The following is a 15,347-nucleotide window of genomic DNA, read 5'->3' as shown; positions in this document are numbered from 1 at the left end:
TAGTGTCGGTATGAAAATACCAAGTGGAGGCGTGATGGTGGAGCTGAAATCACCCGCGGAGATCGAGCGCATGCGGGTGACCGGCCGGTTCGTCGCCGACGTGCTGGCCGGGGTGCGCGACCGTGCGGCGGTCGGGGTGAACCTGCTCGAACTGGAAGCGTATGTGCGGGAACGGATTCGCGAGCGTGGGGCGGTGTCGTGCTACTGGGACTACTCGCCGTCGTTCGGGCGCGGGCCGTTCCGCAACACGGTGTGTCTGGCCGTGAACGATGCGGTGCTGCACGGGCTTCCGCACGACTACGTCTTGCTCGACGGCGACCTGCTGACGGCTGATCTGGCCGTGTCGATCGACGGCTGGGTCGCCGACTCGGCGATCTCGTTCATCGTCGGTACCCCCTCGCCCGCGGACGAGCGACTGGTCAGGGCCACGGAAGAGGCCCTGACCGCCGGGATCGCGGCCGCGCAACCCGACAACCGGATCGGCGATATCTCCGCCGCGATCGCGAACGTCGCTCGCGGGTACGGATACCCGGTCAATACCGAGTTCGGCGGGCACGGGCTCGGGCGGACGATGCACGAGGATCCCCATATCGCCAACGACGGCAGGGCCGGGCGCGGGTTCCGGCTGCGGCCCGGTCTCACGGTGGCCATCGAGCCGTGGTTCGCGGCGAGCACGGCGAAGGTCTACACCGACGCCGACGGATGGACCATCCGCTCGGCCGACGGCTCCCGCTGCGCGCACAGCGAGCACACCATCGCCGTCACCGCCGACGGCCCACGGATCCTCACCTCCCACGACTGATCGATCGGCTCCGGACGTGCCGACGCTTGCTAGCGGGGTCGGCGGTCGACGAAGGCGTTGCCGGTGAGAACCGGGACGGTGGCGTCGGCGTCGCGTTCGATCGCGATGGCCACATCCTCGGCGAAGCCGATCGCGGCGAGTTCGCGGCCGGACGCGCACTCCGTGATCAGCGCGCCCACGTCGGCTGCCGCCTCGAATGCTGCCGCAGCCATGTGTGTTTCGGGGGACGGAGTAGTGATGCCGCGATCGATCAGCGCGGCGGCGAGCGCACCGGCACCGAGCCAGTCCTCGAGCGCGGGCCGCACGGTGTCGGTGCCCGGCCAGTGCTCGCCCGCCGCGATGATCGCGATCGGTCGATCGGGAGTGCCCCAGTGCTGGGCGACGAGCCAGTCGGCGACCGCGCTGACATTGCGCAGGCAGGCGGCGACGACCGGCGTTTCCTCGACAGCGGCGGCGATGGTGGAACCGTTGGGCGAGGGCAGCACCAGGCGTGGCGTGAACGGCGCGCGCCGGATCGCCGCCGGCGACAGCGACCACGGACCGGCCTCCCGCCGTCCGACGGCCAGTTCGGCGGCATTCTCCGCGGCGAAGTCCCGGGCCGACTCGTCTCGCCACCGATACGGGAAGACCGCGGTGCCGGCGGCGGTAGCGACGGACACCGACGTCGTGAACGACAACACGTCGATCACCACCAGGCACCCGGCCCCCGGCCCGAGTATCGCCGCGCCGGTTCGCCCCCACTCCACCCGGATCCCGAATCCGTCCTGCCGTGCCCACTGCGGTGCCGATCGCACGCTGACCTCCCGATAGCCGAATCCGCCAGTCCACCACGGCAACCGACGATGCGCCACCGCTGACCTCACCACGCGTGAAACCCCGACCGGTCAGGACGACCGATTGGCTACGTGGCCGGCGAAGTACTGTCCCGGCGACGTGCCGACGGCCCGCCGGAACGCGGCCACATACGCGCTCGGGCTGTGATAGCCGACCCGGGCGGCGATGCGGGTCACCGGTACACCGTCGGCCAGTGGGGTCAGCGAGGCCGCCAGGCGGATCTGGGTCCGCCATTGCGCGAAGGTCAGGCCGGTCTCGGCGCGAAACGCGCGAGCCAGGGTGCGCGAGCTGGCCGCGGCGTGCCTGCCCAGTTCGGCGAGGGTGCGGTCGTCGGCGGGATTGTCGAGCAGGACCTCGGCGACGACGCGTGCACGGGGGTCGCTCGGCAGTGGCGCGCCGATCGGAACGACCTCGACCGGCTCGAGCAGATCGAACACCATCGCTTCGGCCCGCGTCCGTCCGTCGTCTGTCAATCGCCGTGATGTCATGTGGTCGAACAGTTCTCGCAGCAGCGGGGAGACGCTCAGCAGCGTCGGTCCGGGAAACAGTGCCGGGCACCGGTCGGGTTCGACGAAGATGCCGCGCATATCGGCCCCGGCCGTCGTTCCGGTGCGATGCGCGACGCCGCCGGGTATCCACAAGGCTCTGGTCGGCGGTAGCACCCAGTGGTGGGCGCCGATGTCGATCCCGATGACTCCTCTACCCGCCCAGGCGATCTGATGCTGGGGGTGGCGGTGCTCGTCGAACCAGTATCCGGCGGGCAGGATTCCCGCGCCGAGCACCATGGCCGTCGGACCGGTGTCCGCGGCCAGCAGCAGGTCATGTCCGTTCTGCGACATAGTCTGTCAGCGTAGTGACTGTCGGACACGGCCCCCGGCTCCTACCGTCGTAGCTATGGCGATGAATTACTGGCACAGGCTGTTGTGCAGGTCCACGGCGTGGGAATGGGTGACGGCGACGAAGATCGTGCCGTGGGTGATGCGCGACATCGACCTCGGGGCGTCCGCGTTGGAGATCGGCCCGGGTTTCGGCGCGAACGTGGCGCCACTGCGGGACCGGGCGGCCTCGCTCACCGGCCTGGAAATCGACCCCGTGCTGGCCGCGCGTCTGCGCACCCGGTTCGCGCGGGAGCTGCGGGTGGTCGACGGTGACGCGACCGCGATGCCGTTGCCGGACAAGGAGTTCGACTCCGTGGTCTGCTTCACGATGCTGCACCACGTTCCCTCACCCGCACAGCAGGACAACCTGTTCGCCGAAGCGCTGCGGGTGTTGCGACCCGGCGGGGTGTTCGCCGGCTCGGACGGCCTCGACAGTCCGCTGTTCCGGCTCCAGCATGTGGGTGACACATGCGTACCGGTCCCGGCGGACACGCTCGCCGACCGGCTGGCGGTCGCGGGGTTCACGGGCATCGACGTGGAAACCGGTCTCGGAATGTTCCGGTTCCGGGCCGAGCGGCCCCGCTGACCGTTCGCTCGGAGCTTGCTCGTGCTCAGCGCAGGAAGGAGGGCGTGAGGTCGATACCGGGTGGTGGCCGCAGACGGCGGAGTGTGCCGTCGATGCTGGTGGCATAGAGCGACCACGCTCCGGTGGTGAGGTCGGGGGCCAGGCGGGCCGAGGTGGGCCCGATCGGCGGTGGGCTGGGGAGGGGGCCCCGGGGAGTGGTCCAGCCGGTGGCGAGCGTGCACCAGGCGCCGGTGGCCGGGTCGACCTGGTAGACGCTGCCGGAGTAGTCGCCGGTGACGAAGGCGAGGCCCGCGGCGGTGACATCGAGGTCGTCCAGTCCGGGCAGGAGGCCGTCGTTCACGGTGGCGAGGGGAGTGGGCCGGTCGGGGGCGTCGAAGGGAACCCGCACGAGCTGGGAGGTGAGGACGTCCTCGGTGATGACCGCTCGGTGGTCGGGGGCGAGAGCGAGGCCGTTGGGGCGGGGGACAGGGGACCAGGCGAGGGCGAATTCGCCGGTGGCGGGGCGGTAGCGGCTGATGCCCACCGGCGGCCAGGGGACGGAGAGCTGGGAGATGAGCAGGTCGCCGTCGGGGAGCAGCAGTAATCCGTTGGGCTGCACCAGGTTCGGGAGCACAACGGTGACCTCGCCGGTGGCCGTATCGAGTCGGCTCAGGGTGCCGCCGCCGTTCGGTGTGGTGCCGTCACCGGTGACGAAGTAGAGATCGCCGCCGATCAGCCGCAGTCCGGCGGGGTTGTCGAGGCCGGTGCGGATCGTGGTGACCCGGCCGTCGGCGCCGACCTGCAGGATCTCTCCGCGAACGATGCCGCTGACGTAGAAGCCGCCGCGGCCGTCGTACTCGAGGTTCTCCAGGCCACCCAGATCGGCCGCCAGCACGTCGACATGCCAACCGTCGGCGCACGACGGCGCACCAGCCTGCGCCGGACCGGCCGGGCCCACCCCGAGGGCGGCGGCAACCGTGACTGCTGTTGCCACACAACGGATCAGCCGCCCACGGGTGGTGCGTTCGTGCCATCGACCTCGCATAGCCGAAGCCTACTGGCCGATCGCCCCGATGACCCGGTTCAGTCGGTCGCGGTGAGCAAGGCGGTGAGGAGATCGGAGGCACCGGCGGTGATCGCCGTGCGCTCCTCGGCGGTCAACTCGACCGAGTCGAGTTCGGATTTCCAGTGTGCGGCCCGGTCGGTGTCCGCGGCGACGACAGCGAGTTCGGCGAGGGCGGCGTAGGCGCGGGCCCGCTCGAAGGCGCTCGCGGCGGCCCCGAAACGGCGCAAGCCTGCCTCGAGCGCGCGGGTCGCCGCGCGGTCGTCATTCTTGAAATCGCGCAGGATACGGGCATTGTCGAGCACCCGGGCCAGCCCTTCCAGCTCGCGCGAGCCACCGTACTCGAGTTCGCTGGGCTCGTCGCGCTGGATCACCAGGACGGTGTTGCCGACCGGGTCGACCAGGGAGAACCGGGACTGGCCCGGACGGAATCGGGTGATCCGCGGACAGCCCTTGCTCGGGATCTTGCCGTAGTGCGCGCGCAGTGCGGCGGTGTACTGGGCATGGCGTGCGGCGACGTCGTCGACCATCAGCAACGTGCCCGCATGCTCCACCGGCAGCTCGATGCCCGGCGGCGCGGGCGCGAAATGCAGGGCGCAGCCGTGTTGTTCGATCGCGCCGTAGACGTAGGGGCGGGTTTGCTCATGGGTGACGGTGTAGCCGAGCGCCCGGTAGAACTCGAGGGTGCTCGGCAGGTCACCGCTCCAGAGCAGGGGCACCGCGGTATCGGTCATCGTCGGCCTTTCGCCAGAGAGTCGATTCGCCCCAGAGGTTACGAACAGTTTCGCGAAAGCGCCCGTACTCTTTTTGCCGCTCGGCCGCGGATCGCCGCGCCCACTAGGCTGTGGGCATGACGAACCGCCTCGGCGAACTGGCGACCGCGAATTACGTACTGCTCACCACCTTCCGCAAGGACGGCACGCCCGTGGGAACGCCCGTCTGGGCGGTGGCCCGCGACGACAAGCTGTTCGTCTGGACGGTCACCGACAGCTGGAAGGTCAAGCGCGTCCGGCGCAACCCCGAGGTGACGGTGCAACCCTGCAACGTGCGCGGGGATGCGCACGGTGACATCGTGACCGGCACCGCCCGGCTGGTGGACGCGGCCGAGACCGACGAACTCCGTTCGTTGCTGCGCAAGAAGTACTGGCTGACCGGCCCGCTCGTGATTCTCGGCAGCAATCTGCGCCGGGGCAAGGCGGGCACGATCGGCATCGAGATCACGCCCTCCTGATTTGCGTCGATCCGATATGTAGAACCGCCGGTATCGGATACTGTGAGTCTTCGGCAGCACTTCCGAAGGGACTCACATGGCCGACAAACGCAACCGAGCCGTCGTCGTCGGGGGCGCGCGGACGCCGTTCGTACGCGCGTTCACCGACTTCACCCGCCTCGACAGCATCGCCCTGGCCGGCGCGGCCGTGCGCGGGCTGATCGAGCGGACCGGGATCGCGCCCGGCGAGATCCAGTCCATCGTCTGGGGCGGCGTCGTGCTGCCCAGTCACGCGCCCAATATCGCGCGGGAGATCGCCCTCGACCTGAACTTGGACTTCGGGTGCGAGGGGTACACGGTCACCCGCGCGTGCGCGTCCGGATTGCAGGCGGTGACTTCGGCGGCCGCGGCGATCGAACGCGGCGAGTACGACATCATGATCGCCGGTGGCAGCGATTCCACCAGTAATGCCGAGATCAAGCTGCCGCAGAAGGTTGTGCACGCGGTCGCGCCGGTCGCGCTGGGCAAGCCCAAGGCGACGGATTACCTCGATGTGGTCCGTCAGCTCGCGCCGTTCACCGACATCCTGCCGCGCCAGCCCAAGATCGCCGAGCGCACCACCGGCGAGGTGATGGGTGAGTCCGCGGAGAAGATGGCCCGCATCAACGGGATCTCGCGCGCCGATCAAGACGCGTTCGCCGCCCGCTCGCACCAGCGGGCGGCGGCCGCCATCGCCTCGGGACGTTTCGACGACGAGGTCGTGCCGGTCAGCACGCCGTCGGGCACGCTGATCGACGTCGACGGACTCGTTCGCGCGAACACCAGCGTCGAGAAACTCGCCACCCTGAAACCGGTGTTCGAGAAGAACGGCACGGTCACCGCGGGTAACGCCAGCCCGCTCACCGACGGCGCGTCGGCGGTGCTGCTGATGAGCGAGGAGAAGGCGCGCGCTCTCGGGTTCACCCCGCAAGCCGCCTTCCGTTCCTGGAGTTTCGTCAGCGTCGACCCTGCCGACCAGGTACTCATCGGCCCGGCGATCTCGATGCCGCGCGCCCTCGACAAGGCGGGCATGACGCTGGCCGATATCGACCTCGTCGACATCCACGAAGCCTTCGCCGCGCAAACACTGTCGGTGCTGCGCATGCTGGAGAGCACCGAGTGGGCCAAGGCCCGTCTCGACCGCGACGAGCCGGTGGGCACCGTCGACATCGAAAGATTGAACGTGCACGGCGGCTCGATCTCGCTGGGCCATCCCTTCGGCGCCACCGGCGCCCGCATGGTCACGACCATGGCCAACGAGCTGGCCCGGACCGGGAAAGAGACCGCGCTGCTGGGGATCTGCGCGGCGGGCGGCATCGGCGCGTCGGCGGTACTCGAACGCGTCTGAGGTCAGGCGGGCGCACCGGGGCGGGGACGGTGCGCCCGGATGTCCACGGTGTATCGGCTCAGTGCGGCGGCAGCGTCGAGCATGCGGACGCCACGGGCGGTGATGGTGGCCTGCCAGTCGGTGAGGGCCTTCGCCAGCGCCTCGGTGCTGCCCGCGGCGCGAATCTGCTCGATGACGGTGGCGATGTGATCGAGGCGGTAGTGACCTCGGCGCAGGATGTGGGCGAGTTCGGCGTCGCGGAGGTCGGTGGGGCCGTAGCGGCGGTAGCCGGTGGCCGGGTCCCGATCGGGAGACAGGATGTCGGCCGCTTCCCACGCCCGCAGGGTGGCCGGGGTGACTCGCAGGTGATGGGCGAGCTCGCCGATGGTTCTTGTCGTGGCCGAACCCGGTGTGGCAGAGCTCGATTCGGTGATCAGGTGGTCGACGGCCCGGCGGACCGTAGCGAGAGTCTCACGGTCTCGCAGGAGCTGGCTGTGCCCGCGGTCGATGACCGTGAGAGCCCTGTCGAGGTCGTCCGCGTGCAGCGCGCGCATGAGGTCGCCCGCCTGCGCGTGGCCGTAGGCGGGGATCAGGGTGAGGTAGGTGCGCAGCGCGGCCGCGTGCAGGTCGGTGTAGATCCGGTAGCCGGCAGGGGTGCGTTCGGCCGGCGGAAGGCATCCGTCCTGCTCGTAGTTGCGGACCGCCTGGGTCGAAATCGCGTGCTCGCGGGCCAGGTCGGACGGTCGTAGGGTTCTCACTGTTTTGAGACTTTACGACAGATCTCCTGAATCGACGCTGCTCGAGTCTCAACCGTTCTTTCAACGATACGGTTGATAGGTATGAGCCAGATAATCAGCGACTTCGTCCGTTCGTCCTGTGAACTGCTTGCGCTCGGGGAACCGACGCACAAAGAACCCGGCTTCGCGTCGGTCCGCAATGAGCTGTTCGCCGAGTTGGTGGCGAGTGGGTTCCGGTCGATTGCTCTCGAAACGGATCGGGTTGCCGCGCTCGCCGTGGACGATTACGTTCGCGGCGGCCACGGCGCCTTCGACGAGGTGATGAGGACCGGCTTCTCGCACGACTTCGGCGAACTCGACGGCAACCGGCACCTGGTCGCCTGGCTGCGCGACTACAACGCGGGCAGGCCGGTCGAGGATCAGGTCCGCTTCCACGGATTCGACGCCGCGATGGAGACGATGAGTGCGCCGAGCCCGCGGTCCTACCTCGAATTCGCCCGCGACTACCTCGAACTCGACTTCGACATCAGCGGGCCCGCCGGCAGCGACGAGCGCTGGAGCCGCACCGAAGCGGTCCTGGACGCCGGCGTCTCGCCCGGTGCCACCCCCGACGCCGAGCGGTTGCGGGTGATGGCCGACGACATGCTCGCCCTGCTCTACACCCGCGCACCGGAACGGATCGCGGCCACGTCACTCGCCGAGTGGCGAAGGGCGGCAATTCATCTCACCGCCGGGCTCGGCCTGCTCCGGTATCACCGGCAGGCGGCCCAGCCGACGGAGGACGGCGTGCGATGGAACAGCCTGGCCGCCGCCCGTGACGCGCTGATGGCCCAGAACCTGCTCGACATCCGGTCCACCGAAGCACGCCGTGGTCCGACCCTGGTGTACTCGCACAACCTGCACCTGCGGCGCAACACCAGCGTCATGCGGATGGGGCCGATGGAGCTCGTCTGGTCCGGCGCGGGGGCGATCGTCGGATCGCTGCTGGGGGAGCACTACGGGGTGATACTCGGCAGTCTGGGACGCAGTGACGGCCTCGAACTCGCCGAACCCGGGCCGGGCACCTTCGAACACACGCTGCAGAACCGCATCGGCACCTGGGGTTTGATCCCGGCGGCAGAACTCGGACCCGGACACACCCGCACCGATGTCACCCAGGAGCAGGGGTACTTCCCGCTGGACGCGGACACCGTGAGCGTGACCGATACGATCCTGCACCTCAGCGTGGGCCGGGCGCCGACATCGGTCAGCTAGCCGAGTCGCGCTGTGCCGAGCCGGCCAATTCCTCCAGGTAGGAGGCGACACCGTCCTCGTCGTTGGCCGGGAGCACCCGGTCGGCGAGTGCGATGACCTCGGGTGCCGCGTTGGCCGGAACCAGCGCGGTACCCGCCCAGGTCAGCATGGCGACATCGTTGAGCGCATCGCCGGCGGCCGCGACCTCCGACAGGTGGATGCCGTCGAGCGCGCACAATCGGGCCAGCGCGCTGGCCTTCGACACACCTTCCGCGGCCATCTCCATGTACGCGGCGCCGGAGTGCGTCAGCTCCACGCCGGTGATCCCGACCGCCACCGCCTTGCGGTAGAGCTGGGCGCCCGGCAACTCGGGATGACGGGCGACGATCTTCACCATCGCGTCGACGCCCGTCGGCAAGATATCGGACAGTTCCATCTCGTGCGGGTTGCGGTGGTGATCGGCGAAGGTGCACAGCGCGGCATAGGCGGGCTCGGCGACGAACCGGGTGGCGCCGACATTGGCGAACACCACACCGGGAATCAGATCGCGGATCTGCGCCATCACCGCACCCGCCGCGCCGGTGTCGATCGAGACCGTGTCGATGATCTCCGGGGTGCCGTCGGCCAGGTCGAGCAGCACCGCGCCGTTGGCACACACCGCTTTGCCGCGAAAACCGCACGACTGCGCCAGCTCGTGGACCGAATGGCGGGCCCGGGCCGTCGCCCACACCACCTCGATGCCCGCGGCTTGCGCGCCGGCCATCGCTTCGGCGGTACGCGGCGAGATCGTGCGATCGGAACGCAGCAAGGTGCCGTCGAGGTCGGTGGCGAACATCCGGATACCAGTCACCCGATCATGCTTTCACGCTCGGGGCCGTCCAACGGAGGGGGTTCACCCCGGTCAGGTGGCCTGGCTCACCGACGACATGTGGAAGTCGGGGATGCGCAGCGGGGGCATGGCGGTTCGGGTGAACCAGTCCTTCCATTCGCGGGGCAGAGTGATCTCGGTGGCACCCGCTTCCGACACCCGCCGCAACAGATCGAGGGGGCTTTCGTTGAAACGGAAGTTGTTGACCGCGCCGGTGACCTTGCCGTCCTCGACCAGGTAAACGCCGTCGCGGGTGAGACCGGTGAGCAGCAGGGTGGCGGGGTCGACCTCGCGGATGTACCACAGGCAGGTGAGGAGCAGACCGCGTTCGGTGCGGGCGATCATGTCGTCCAGCGATGCCTCACCGCCGCCGGTGAGCAGCAGGTTCTCGCCGGGAACCGTGGCGGGGGCGGCGAATTCGGCCGCCGTCGCGCGCGGATAGACCAGCGATTCGATGACGCCGCGGCCGATCCAGTCGACCCGCCGCGCGGACAGACCGTTGTCGAACACCGACAGCGACTCCGACGACGACGGCGTCGCCACGAACGGCCGGTATTCCAGACCGCTCGCGTTCGGGTCGGAGTACAGGGTCAGCGGAATGTCGCTGAGGCGCTCACCGATTCGCGTGCCACCGGCGCGGGAGAACGCGGTGTGGCCTTCGTGCGCGCCACGGCCCTCCATGCTCCACGCCAGATAGATCATCAGATCGGCCACCGACGACGGCGGCAACAGGGTCTCGTAGCGGCCGGCGGGCAGCTCGACGCGGCGCGCGGACCAGCCCAGGCGCCGCGACAACTCGGCGAGCAGGCCCGGGGTGTCGACGTCGGTGAAATCGGCGGTGCCGACGCCCACCCACGCGCTCGCCAGATCCTTGCCCTCGCCGCGCTTGCCGTTGATCTCCACCGAACCCGTCGGCTGACTGAACCGGCGGCGAACACCGGTCGAGGTGCCCAGCCAGGTGGTGTGCACCTGGTGGTGGGCGAAACCGTAGAGCCGGTCGGTGCCGTCGAAACCGGTGGACAGGTCGCGCGCCAGCCCGGCGAACACGTCGATCTCGGTGGCGCCGGGCGCCTGATCCCACGCGGCGGTGTCGTCGTCGGTGGGTTCGAGCAGCGGCATCGCGTCGCGGGCCGGGGCGGCCGTGCGCGCGGCTTCCTCGCTGGCGCGCACCACGGCCTCGATCTCGGTGGGATCGACGCTGGTGGAGCTGATGGAACCGACCCGCGCGGTGTTCGGGCCGTCACGGAACACCGAGATCACCGCCCACTCCCGCGAAATCGACGAGCCGTTGGTGGTCATCGAGTTGCCCGCCCACCGCAGCGACGCCTCGTGCGCGTCGGTGACGATCACGATCGCCTCGTCGGCCTTCGACGCCGCCAGCGCACGCTCGACCACCGTGCCCGCCGGGAACAGACCCTCGTTCACTGACCGCCCTCCGTTCGGGTATTGAGAATGTTGACCCCGCGCACCAGCACCGACGGGCAGCCGTGGCTCACTGCTGCCACCTGACCGGGCTGTGCCTTACCGCAGTTGAAGGCGCCGCCGAGCTGCCAGGTGCTCGGTCCGCCGACCGCTTCCATCGACCCCCAGAAATCAGTGGTCGTCGCCTGGTACGCGACATCGCGCAGTTGCCCGTCCAGCTCGCCGTTGCGAATCCGGAAGAACCGCTGACCGGTGAACTGGAAGTTGTAGCGCTGCATATCGATCGACCAGCTCTTGTCGCCCATGATGTAGATGCCGTCCTCGACACGGGAGATCAGCTCGGCAGTGGTCGTGTCACGCGAGGGATCCGGCTGCAACGACACGTTCGCCATCCGCTGGATCGGAACATGGTGCGGCGAATCGGCATACGAGCATCCGTTGGAGCGATCGAGCCCGAGACGCGGGGCGAACACGCGGTCGAGCTGATAGCCGACCAGGATGCCGTCGCGCACCAGGTCCCACCGCTGGCCCGCCACGCCCTCGTCGTCGTACCCGACGGTGCTCAACCCGTTGACCTGGGTACGGTCACCGGTGACGTGCATGATCGGTGTGCCGTACCGCAGCGTGCCGAGCTGATCGGGCGTCGCGAACGAGGTTCCCGCGTAGGCGGATTCGTAGCCGATCGCGCGGTCGTATTCGGTGGCGTGACCGATGGATTCGTGGATCGTCAGCCACAGGTTGGTCGGGTCGATCACCAGATCGGTGGGGCCCGCGACCACGCTGGGCGCCTTCACCTTCTCGGCCAGCCAGCCGGGGATCTGTGCGAGTTCGCCCGTCCAGTCCCATGTTCCGTCGGCGCCGGTGACGTACTCCCAGCCGCGGCCCGCGGGCGCGGCGAGCGTGCGCATCGTCTCGAACACCCCCGACGCGGAATCGACGGTGACAGCCTCCAACTGGGGGTGCAACCGCACCCGCTGCTGGGTGATCGACGAACCCGCGGTGTCGGCGTAGAACGTCTGCTCTTTGACCTGCAGGACCGAGGCGGTGACGTGGTCGACACCGTCGGCCGCGGACAGCCGTTCCGAATAGTCCTGCAGCAGCGCCACTTTGTCGGCTGCCGGCACCGTGAACGGGTCGAGGTCGTAGGCCGAGACCCACGAGACGTCGTCATAGCGTGGTTCGTCGGCCAGTTCGACGCGCTCCCGGTTCAGCGCGCGCAGCGCCTTTGCCACGGTCACCGCCCGGCGCGCCACCTCGGCGGCGATCTCGGGCGTGAGTGCGGCGTGGGAGGCGAAACCCCAGGTGCCGTCGACGATCACGCGCACCGCCAATCCCAGCTCGGTCGCGTCGGTGACCGCTTCGACGCGACCATCCCGTAACCGGATCGACTGGGTCACCAACCGTTGCACGCGCAGGTCGGCATGCTCGGCGCCGGCCGCGCGGGCCGCCGACAGCGCGGCCTCGGCCAGGGTGGCGAGCCCGAGCGCGCGGAACTCCTCGTCCACATCTCTGGAAGTCGTGGTATCGCTCACCGCACCTACGCTAACCGGTGCCACCGACACATGTGCGCCGGAACCGCTTCCGGCGCACCGTCATGTCTGTTGCCGCCGTGACGCGCGGACTCCGGTCATCCCGCGAGCGGTGCCGAAAATGCCGTAGGGTGCCCGCCGTGCCGCCATCTGCCCTGCGCGATCGAAAAAGGGAACGAACCCGACGTGCGATCCTCGTGGCCGCCGTCGAATTGTTCGAGGCCAGAGGCTATGAGGAGACAACCGTCGCCGACATCGCGGCCGAGGCCGAGGTCGGCACCCGGACCTTCTTCAACTACTTCGCGAGCAAAGAAGAACTGCTCTTCCCCGAACCCGACGAACGGGTGCGCGCGGCGGTCGCCGCCATCGCCACCCGTCGACCCGGCGAGCGACCGGTGGAGGTGTTGCTGCGGGCCTTGCGCGCGGCGGGCGACAACCCCGGCGAACACCTCGTCGACGACGTCGGTTCGCGGGTGGCCGCCCTGCGTGCGCGGGTCTCGCGGACCGTCCCCTCGGTGAGCGGTCGCGCCGCGCACGCGCAATTGGTCGCGCAGCGCGAGATCGCCCACCAGTTGCACATCGCGTTCCCGCACGAACTCGACGAGGTCGGCGCCGCGGCGCTGGTCGGCGCCGTGGTCGGCGCGGTGTCGGGCGCGCTGACGGTGCTGTTCCAGCAGCCACAGCACGGCATCGACGACGGTGAACGCCTCCACCGCAAGATCCACGAGACCACCTCGCGGGTCCTGCAACCGTGGCTCGCCGCCTCCGCGGCCGCCGAACCGGTGCGTTGACCGAATCGCCGCCCTAACCGAACTGCTGCCACCCCAACCGGATCACCATCACCACCACGACGACGAGCAACACGATCCGGACGAACCCCGCGCCCCTGGCCAGCGCCATCCGCGAACCGATCAGCGCGCCGAGAACGTTCGCCACCGCCATGCCCGCGCCGAGACCCCACAGGATGTGGCCGGTCGAGCCGAGGAACAGCAGCGCACCCACGTTCGACCCGCAGTTGATCACCTTGGCCATCGCGGCCGCCCGCACGAACTCGGTGCCGAGCAGGGTCGCGAAGGTGATGATCAGGAAGGTGCCGGTGCCCGGCCCGAGCAGCCCGTCGTAGAGGCCGATCAGACCGGACGCGAGGCCGACCACCAGGATCACCTTGCGCCGGGTCGGCGGATGGGTGGCCATCGTCAGGCCGACCGAGGGTCGCACGGTCACGAACACCGCCACCCCGACGAGCACCACCATCACCAGCGGGATGAACAGGTCGCGGTCGATCAGCGACACCGCCGCCGCGCCGCACGCGGCCGTGATCGCGGCGATCACCGCGCCGGGCAGCAGTACCTTCCACTGCATCGGCACCTTGCGCGCGAAGGTCGCCACCGCGGTCGCGGTGCCTGCCAGGGCGGCGAGCTTGTTGGTGCCCAGCGCGGTCTGCGGTGCGATGCCGGGAACGACGAGGAACAGGGTCGGCAGAATGATCAGCCCGCCGCCGCCGACCACGGCGTCGACCCAGCCCGCCGCCGCGGCGGCCACCAGCAGGACCGTCCAGTCTCCGAGTTGCACGCGTCCAGGCAATCAAGATCACGGCCGGAAAGCCAGCCGGGGCTACGCTGGGCCCGTGCGCCGGTTCAGCCTGTGGCTACGCGGACGACCCATCGTCGCCGACTCGATTCTCGCGGGATTGCTGCTGTTCCTCGATGCCCTCGGGGTGGGCGACGAACACAACAAGGTCGTCTACCTGATCTTCTCGGTGATCGTGCCGCTGCCGCTGATCCTGCGGCGGGTGTATCCGCGGGCGGTGGCGGCGGCGATGCTGGTGCTGTCGTTGCTGAACACTCTCATCGGCTACCTGATCGATGGACAGGTAGCCGACCATGTCGCCCTGATCGGGCTCGGGGTGATGCTCTACACGCTCGTCGCCTACGTCGGCCGGCGTGACGGGCTCATCTTCCTCGCCTTCCTCGCGCTCGACATGGTGGCGTCGGTCCTGCTGCTCGACGAGCCGCGCGGCGGTGATCTGGCGATGGTCGCGCTCATCTACGCGCTGTGCTGGACACTGGCCGAGTTCAACGGTGCCCGGCACGCGTACGACTCCGAGGTGGCGGCGCGGCTGGCCGTCGCCGATTACGACAAGGAACGGCGCGCCCACGACGCGGTCGCCGCCGAACGCACCCGCATCGCCCGCGAACTCCACGATGTGGTCGCGCACGCCGTCAGCGTCATCATCGTGCAGGCCGACGGCGCCAAGTACGCCCTGCGTCAGGACCCCGACACCGCCGAACGCGCGCTCGCCACCATCGCGGGTACCGGTCGCGACGCGCTGCGCGAACTGCGCCGCACCGTCGCCCTGCTGCGCACCGAGCACGCACCGGAACTGCTGCCCCAGCACGGGAGCGCGGGCATCGCGAAGCTGGCCCAGATGATGCGCGAGGCGGGCCTGGCCGTCGACCTCGAGCTGACCGGCGAACTCGACGACATCGCCCCCGAGGTGAGCCTCGGCGTGCACCGCATCGTGCAGGAATCGCTCACCAACACCCTGCGCCACGCGGGAGCGGAGCCGAAGGCGGTGGTCCGGGTGTATCGGCGCGAGGAGGACATCCGCGTCGAAGTCGTCGACAGCGGCGGTGTCCCCGCACAGGTGAGTCCGGGCGCCGAGATTCCCGGCGCGGGGATGGGTCTGGTCGGCATGCGCGAACGGGTCGCGGTCCTGGGCGGCACTCTGTCCGCGGGCAGACTCGACGACGGCCGCTGGCAGGTACGCGCCGACCTTCCACTGCGGACCGAAACGGACTGAACCCCGCTCACCCCGCGGTCGTGCGGGAAAACATGGG

The 15,347-nt window shown here is 69.4% G+C and carries 16 protein-coding genes; 7 read left to right on the top strand and 9 right to left on the bottom strand.

The window, feature by feature from the left end; translation table 11 throughout:
* The first annotated feature begins 34 nt into the window (after positions 1 to 34).
* On the top strand, positions 35 to 802 hold the full coding sequence (map, locus tag ACFQ9R_RS01960) for a type I methionyl aminopeptidase (protein WP_378987976.1): 768 nt from the start codon (positions 35 to 37) through the stop codon (positions 800 to 802).
* A gap of 29 nt (positions 803 to 831) precedes the next feature.
* Here map and ACFQ9R_RS01955 read toward each other — a convergent pair whose 3' ends face one another.
* Both ACFQ9R_RS01955 and ACFQ9R_RS01950 read right to left on the bottom strand, forming a co-directional pair.
* Positions 832 to 1,596 carry a 2-phosphosulfolactate phosphatase gene (locus ACFQ9R_RS01955; protein ID WP_378987973.1) on the bottom strand — a complete coding sequence of 255 codons (765 nt, stop codon included), beginning with the start codon at positions 1,594 to 1,596 and terminating at the stop codon, positions 832 to 834.
* Between the two features lie 90 nt (positions 1,597 to 1,686).
* Positions 1,687 to 2,475, bottom strand: coding sequence for an AraC family transcriptional regulator (locus ACFQ9R_RS01950; RefSeq protein ID WP_378987970.1), 789 nt, complete (start codon positions 2,473 to 2,475; stop codon positions 1,687 to 1,689).
* Between the two features lie 55 nt (positions 2,476 to 2,530).
* On the opposite strand from ACFQ9R_RS01950, the gene ACFQ9R_RS01945 reads away from it, so the two are divergent.
* On the top strand, positions 2,531 to 3,100 hold the full coding sequence (locus ACFQ9R_RS01945) for a class I SAM-dependent methyltransferase (protein WP_378987967.1): 570 nt from the start codon (positions 2,531 to 2,533) through the stop codon (positions 3,098 to 3,100).
* A 25-nt stretch (positions 3,101 to 3,125) separates the two neighbouring features.
* Here ACFQ9R_RS01945 and ACFQ9R_RS01940 read toward each other — a convergent pair whose 3' ends face one another.
* Together ACFQ9R_RS01940 and ACFQ9R_RS01935 are read right to left on the bottom strand one after the other, a co-directional pair.
* Positions 3,126 to 4,073, bottom strand: coding sequence for a hypothetical protein (locus tag ACFQ9R_RS01940; protein ID WP_378987964.1), 948 nt, complete (start codon positions 4,071 to 4,073; stop codon positions 3,126 to 3,128).
* 89 nt (positions 4,074 to 4,162) lie between these two features.
* The gene (locus ACFQ9R_RS01935) at positions 4,163 to 4,876 is read right to left on the bottom strand and encodes a glyoxalase (RefSeq protein ID WP_378987961.1); all 714 of its coding nucleotides are present in this window, start codon (positions 4,874 to 4,876) and stop codon (positions 4,163 to 4,165) included.
* Between the two features lie 116 nt (positions 4,877 to 4,992).
* Here ACFQ9R_RS01935 and ACFQ9R_RS01930 point away from each other — a divergent pair, with 116 nt between their 5' ends.
* Together ACFQ9R_RS01930 and ACFQ9R_RS01925 are read left to right on the top strand one after the other, a co-directional pair.
* Positions 4,993 to 5,373 (top strand): PPOX class F420-dependent oxidoreductase, encoded by a 381-nt coding sequence (locus ACFQ9R_RS01930; RefSeq protein WP_378987958.1) that lies wholly within the window; start codon positions 4,993 to 4,995, stop codon positions 5,371 to 5,373.
* 76 nt (positions 5,374 to 5,449) lie between these two features.
* Complete coding sequence (locus tag ACFQ9R_RS01925; protein ID WP_378987955.1) at positions 5,450 to 6,739, top strand: acetyl-CoA C-acyltransferase; 1,290 nt, start codon at positions 5,450 to 5,452, stop codon at positions 6,737 to 6,739.
* A gap of 2 nt (positions 6,740 to 6,741) precedes the next feature.
* On the opposite strand, the gene ACFQ9R_RS01920 is transcribed toward ACFQ9R_RS01925, so the two are convergent.
* The gene (locus ACFQ9R_RS01920; protein WP_378987952.1) at positions 6,742 to 7,476 is read right to left on the bottom strand and encodes a TioE family transcriptional regulator; all 735 of its coding nucleotides are present in this window, start codon (positions 7,474 to 7,476) and stop codon (positions 6,742 to 6,744) included.
* Positions 7,477 to 7,557: 81 nt separating this feature from the next.
* Here ACFQ9R_RS01920 and ACFQ9R_RS01915 point away from each other — a divergent pair, with 81 nt between their 5' ends.
* Complete coding sequence (locus ACFQ9R_RS01915) at positions 7,558 to 8,709, top strand: erythromycin esterase family protein (protein WP_378987949.1); 1,152 nt, start codon at positions 7,558 to 7,560, stop codon at positions 8,707 to 8,709.
* On the opposite strand, the gene ACFQ9R_RS01910 is transcribed toward ACFQ9R_RS01915, so the two are convergent.
* From ACFQ9R_RS01910 to ACFQ9R_RS01900, 3 genes are read right to left on the bottom strand one after another with little or no spacing between them, the layout of a single operon-like run.
* A complete protein-coding gene (locus ACFQ9R_RS01910) occupies positions 8,702 to 9,538 on the bottom strand; it encodes an HAD family hydrolase (RefSeq protein ID WP_378987946.1) in 837 nt (278 codons plus the stop codon). The genes ACFQ9R_RS01915 and ACFQ9R_RS01910 overlap by 8 nt on opposite strands.
* A 51-nt stretch (positions 9,539 to 9,589) precedes the next feature.
* Positions 9,590 to 10,969: a metallopeptidase TldD-related protein gene (locus tag ACFQ9R_RS01905; protein WP_378988466.1), complete on the bottom strand. Its 1,380-nt coding sequence runs from the start codon at positions 10,967 to 10,969 to the stop codon at positions 9,590 to 9,592.
* Between the two features lie 8 nt (positions 10,970 to 10,977).
* On the bottom strand, positions 10,978 to 12,510 hold the full coding sequence (locus tag ACFQ9R_RS01900) for a TldD/PmbA family protein (protein WP_378987943.1): 1,533 nt from the start codon (positions 12,508 to 12,510) through the stop codon (positions 10,978 to 10,980).
* Between the two features lie 194 nt (positions 12,511 to 12,704).
* On the opposite strand from ACFQ9R_RS01900, the gene ACFQ9R_RS01895 reads away from it, so the two are divergent.
* On the top strand, positions 12,705 to 13,298 hold the full coding sequence (locus ACFQ9R_RS01895) for a helix-turn-helix domain-containing protein (RefSeq protein ID WP_378987940.1): 594 nt from the start codon (positions 12,705 to 12,707) through the stop codon (positions 13,296 to 13,298).
* A 13-nt stretch (positions 13,299 to 13,311) separates the two neighbouring features.
* On the opposite strand, the gene ACFQ9R_RS01890 is transcribed toward ACFQ9R_RS01895, so the two are convergent.
* On the bottom strand, positions 13,312 to 14,079 hold the full coding sequence (locus ACFQ9R_RS01890; RefSeq protein ID WP_378627548.1) for a sulfite exporter TauE/SafE family protein: 768 nt from the start codon (positions 14,077 to 14,079) through the stop codon (positions 13,312 to 13,314).
* A gap of 55 nt (positions 14,080 to 14,134) precedes the next feature.
* Here ACFQ9R_RS01890 and ACFQ9R_RS01885 point away from each other — a divergent pair, with 55 nt between their 5' ends.
* Positions 14,135 to 15,310 (top strand): sensor histidine kinase, encoded by a 1,176-nt coding sequence (locus ACFQ9R_RS01885; RefSeq protein WP_378987937.1) that lies wholly within the window; start codon positions 14,135 to 14,137, stop codon positions 15,308 to 15,310.
* Positions 15,311 to 15,347 lie beyond the last annotated feature (37 nt).

It is taken from the genome of Nocardia sp. NPDC056541, from assembly GCF_042794235.1.
In the GTDB taxonomy this organism is placed as follows: domain Bacteria; phylum Actinomycetota; class Actinomycetes; order Mycobacteriales; family Mycobacteriaceae; genus Nocardia.
The sequence above is the reverse complement of the archived record's forward strand: the minus strand, read 5'-3'. Positions and strand labels throughout refer to the sequence as shown.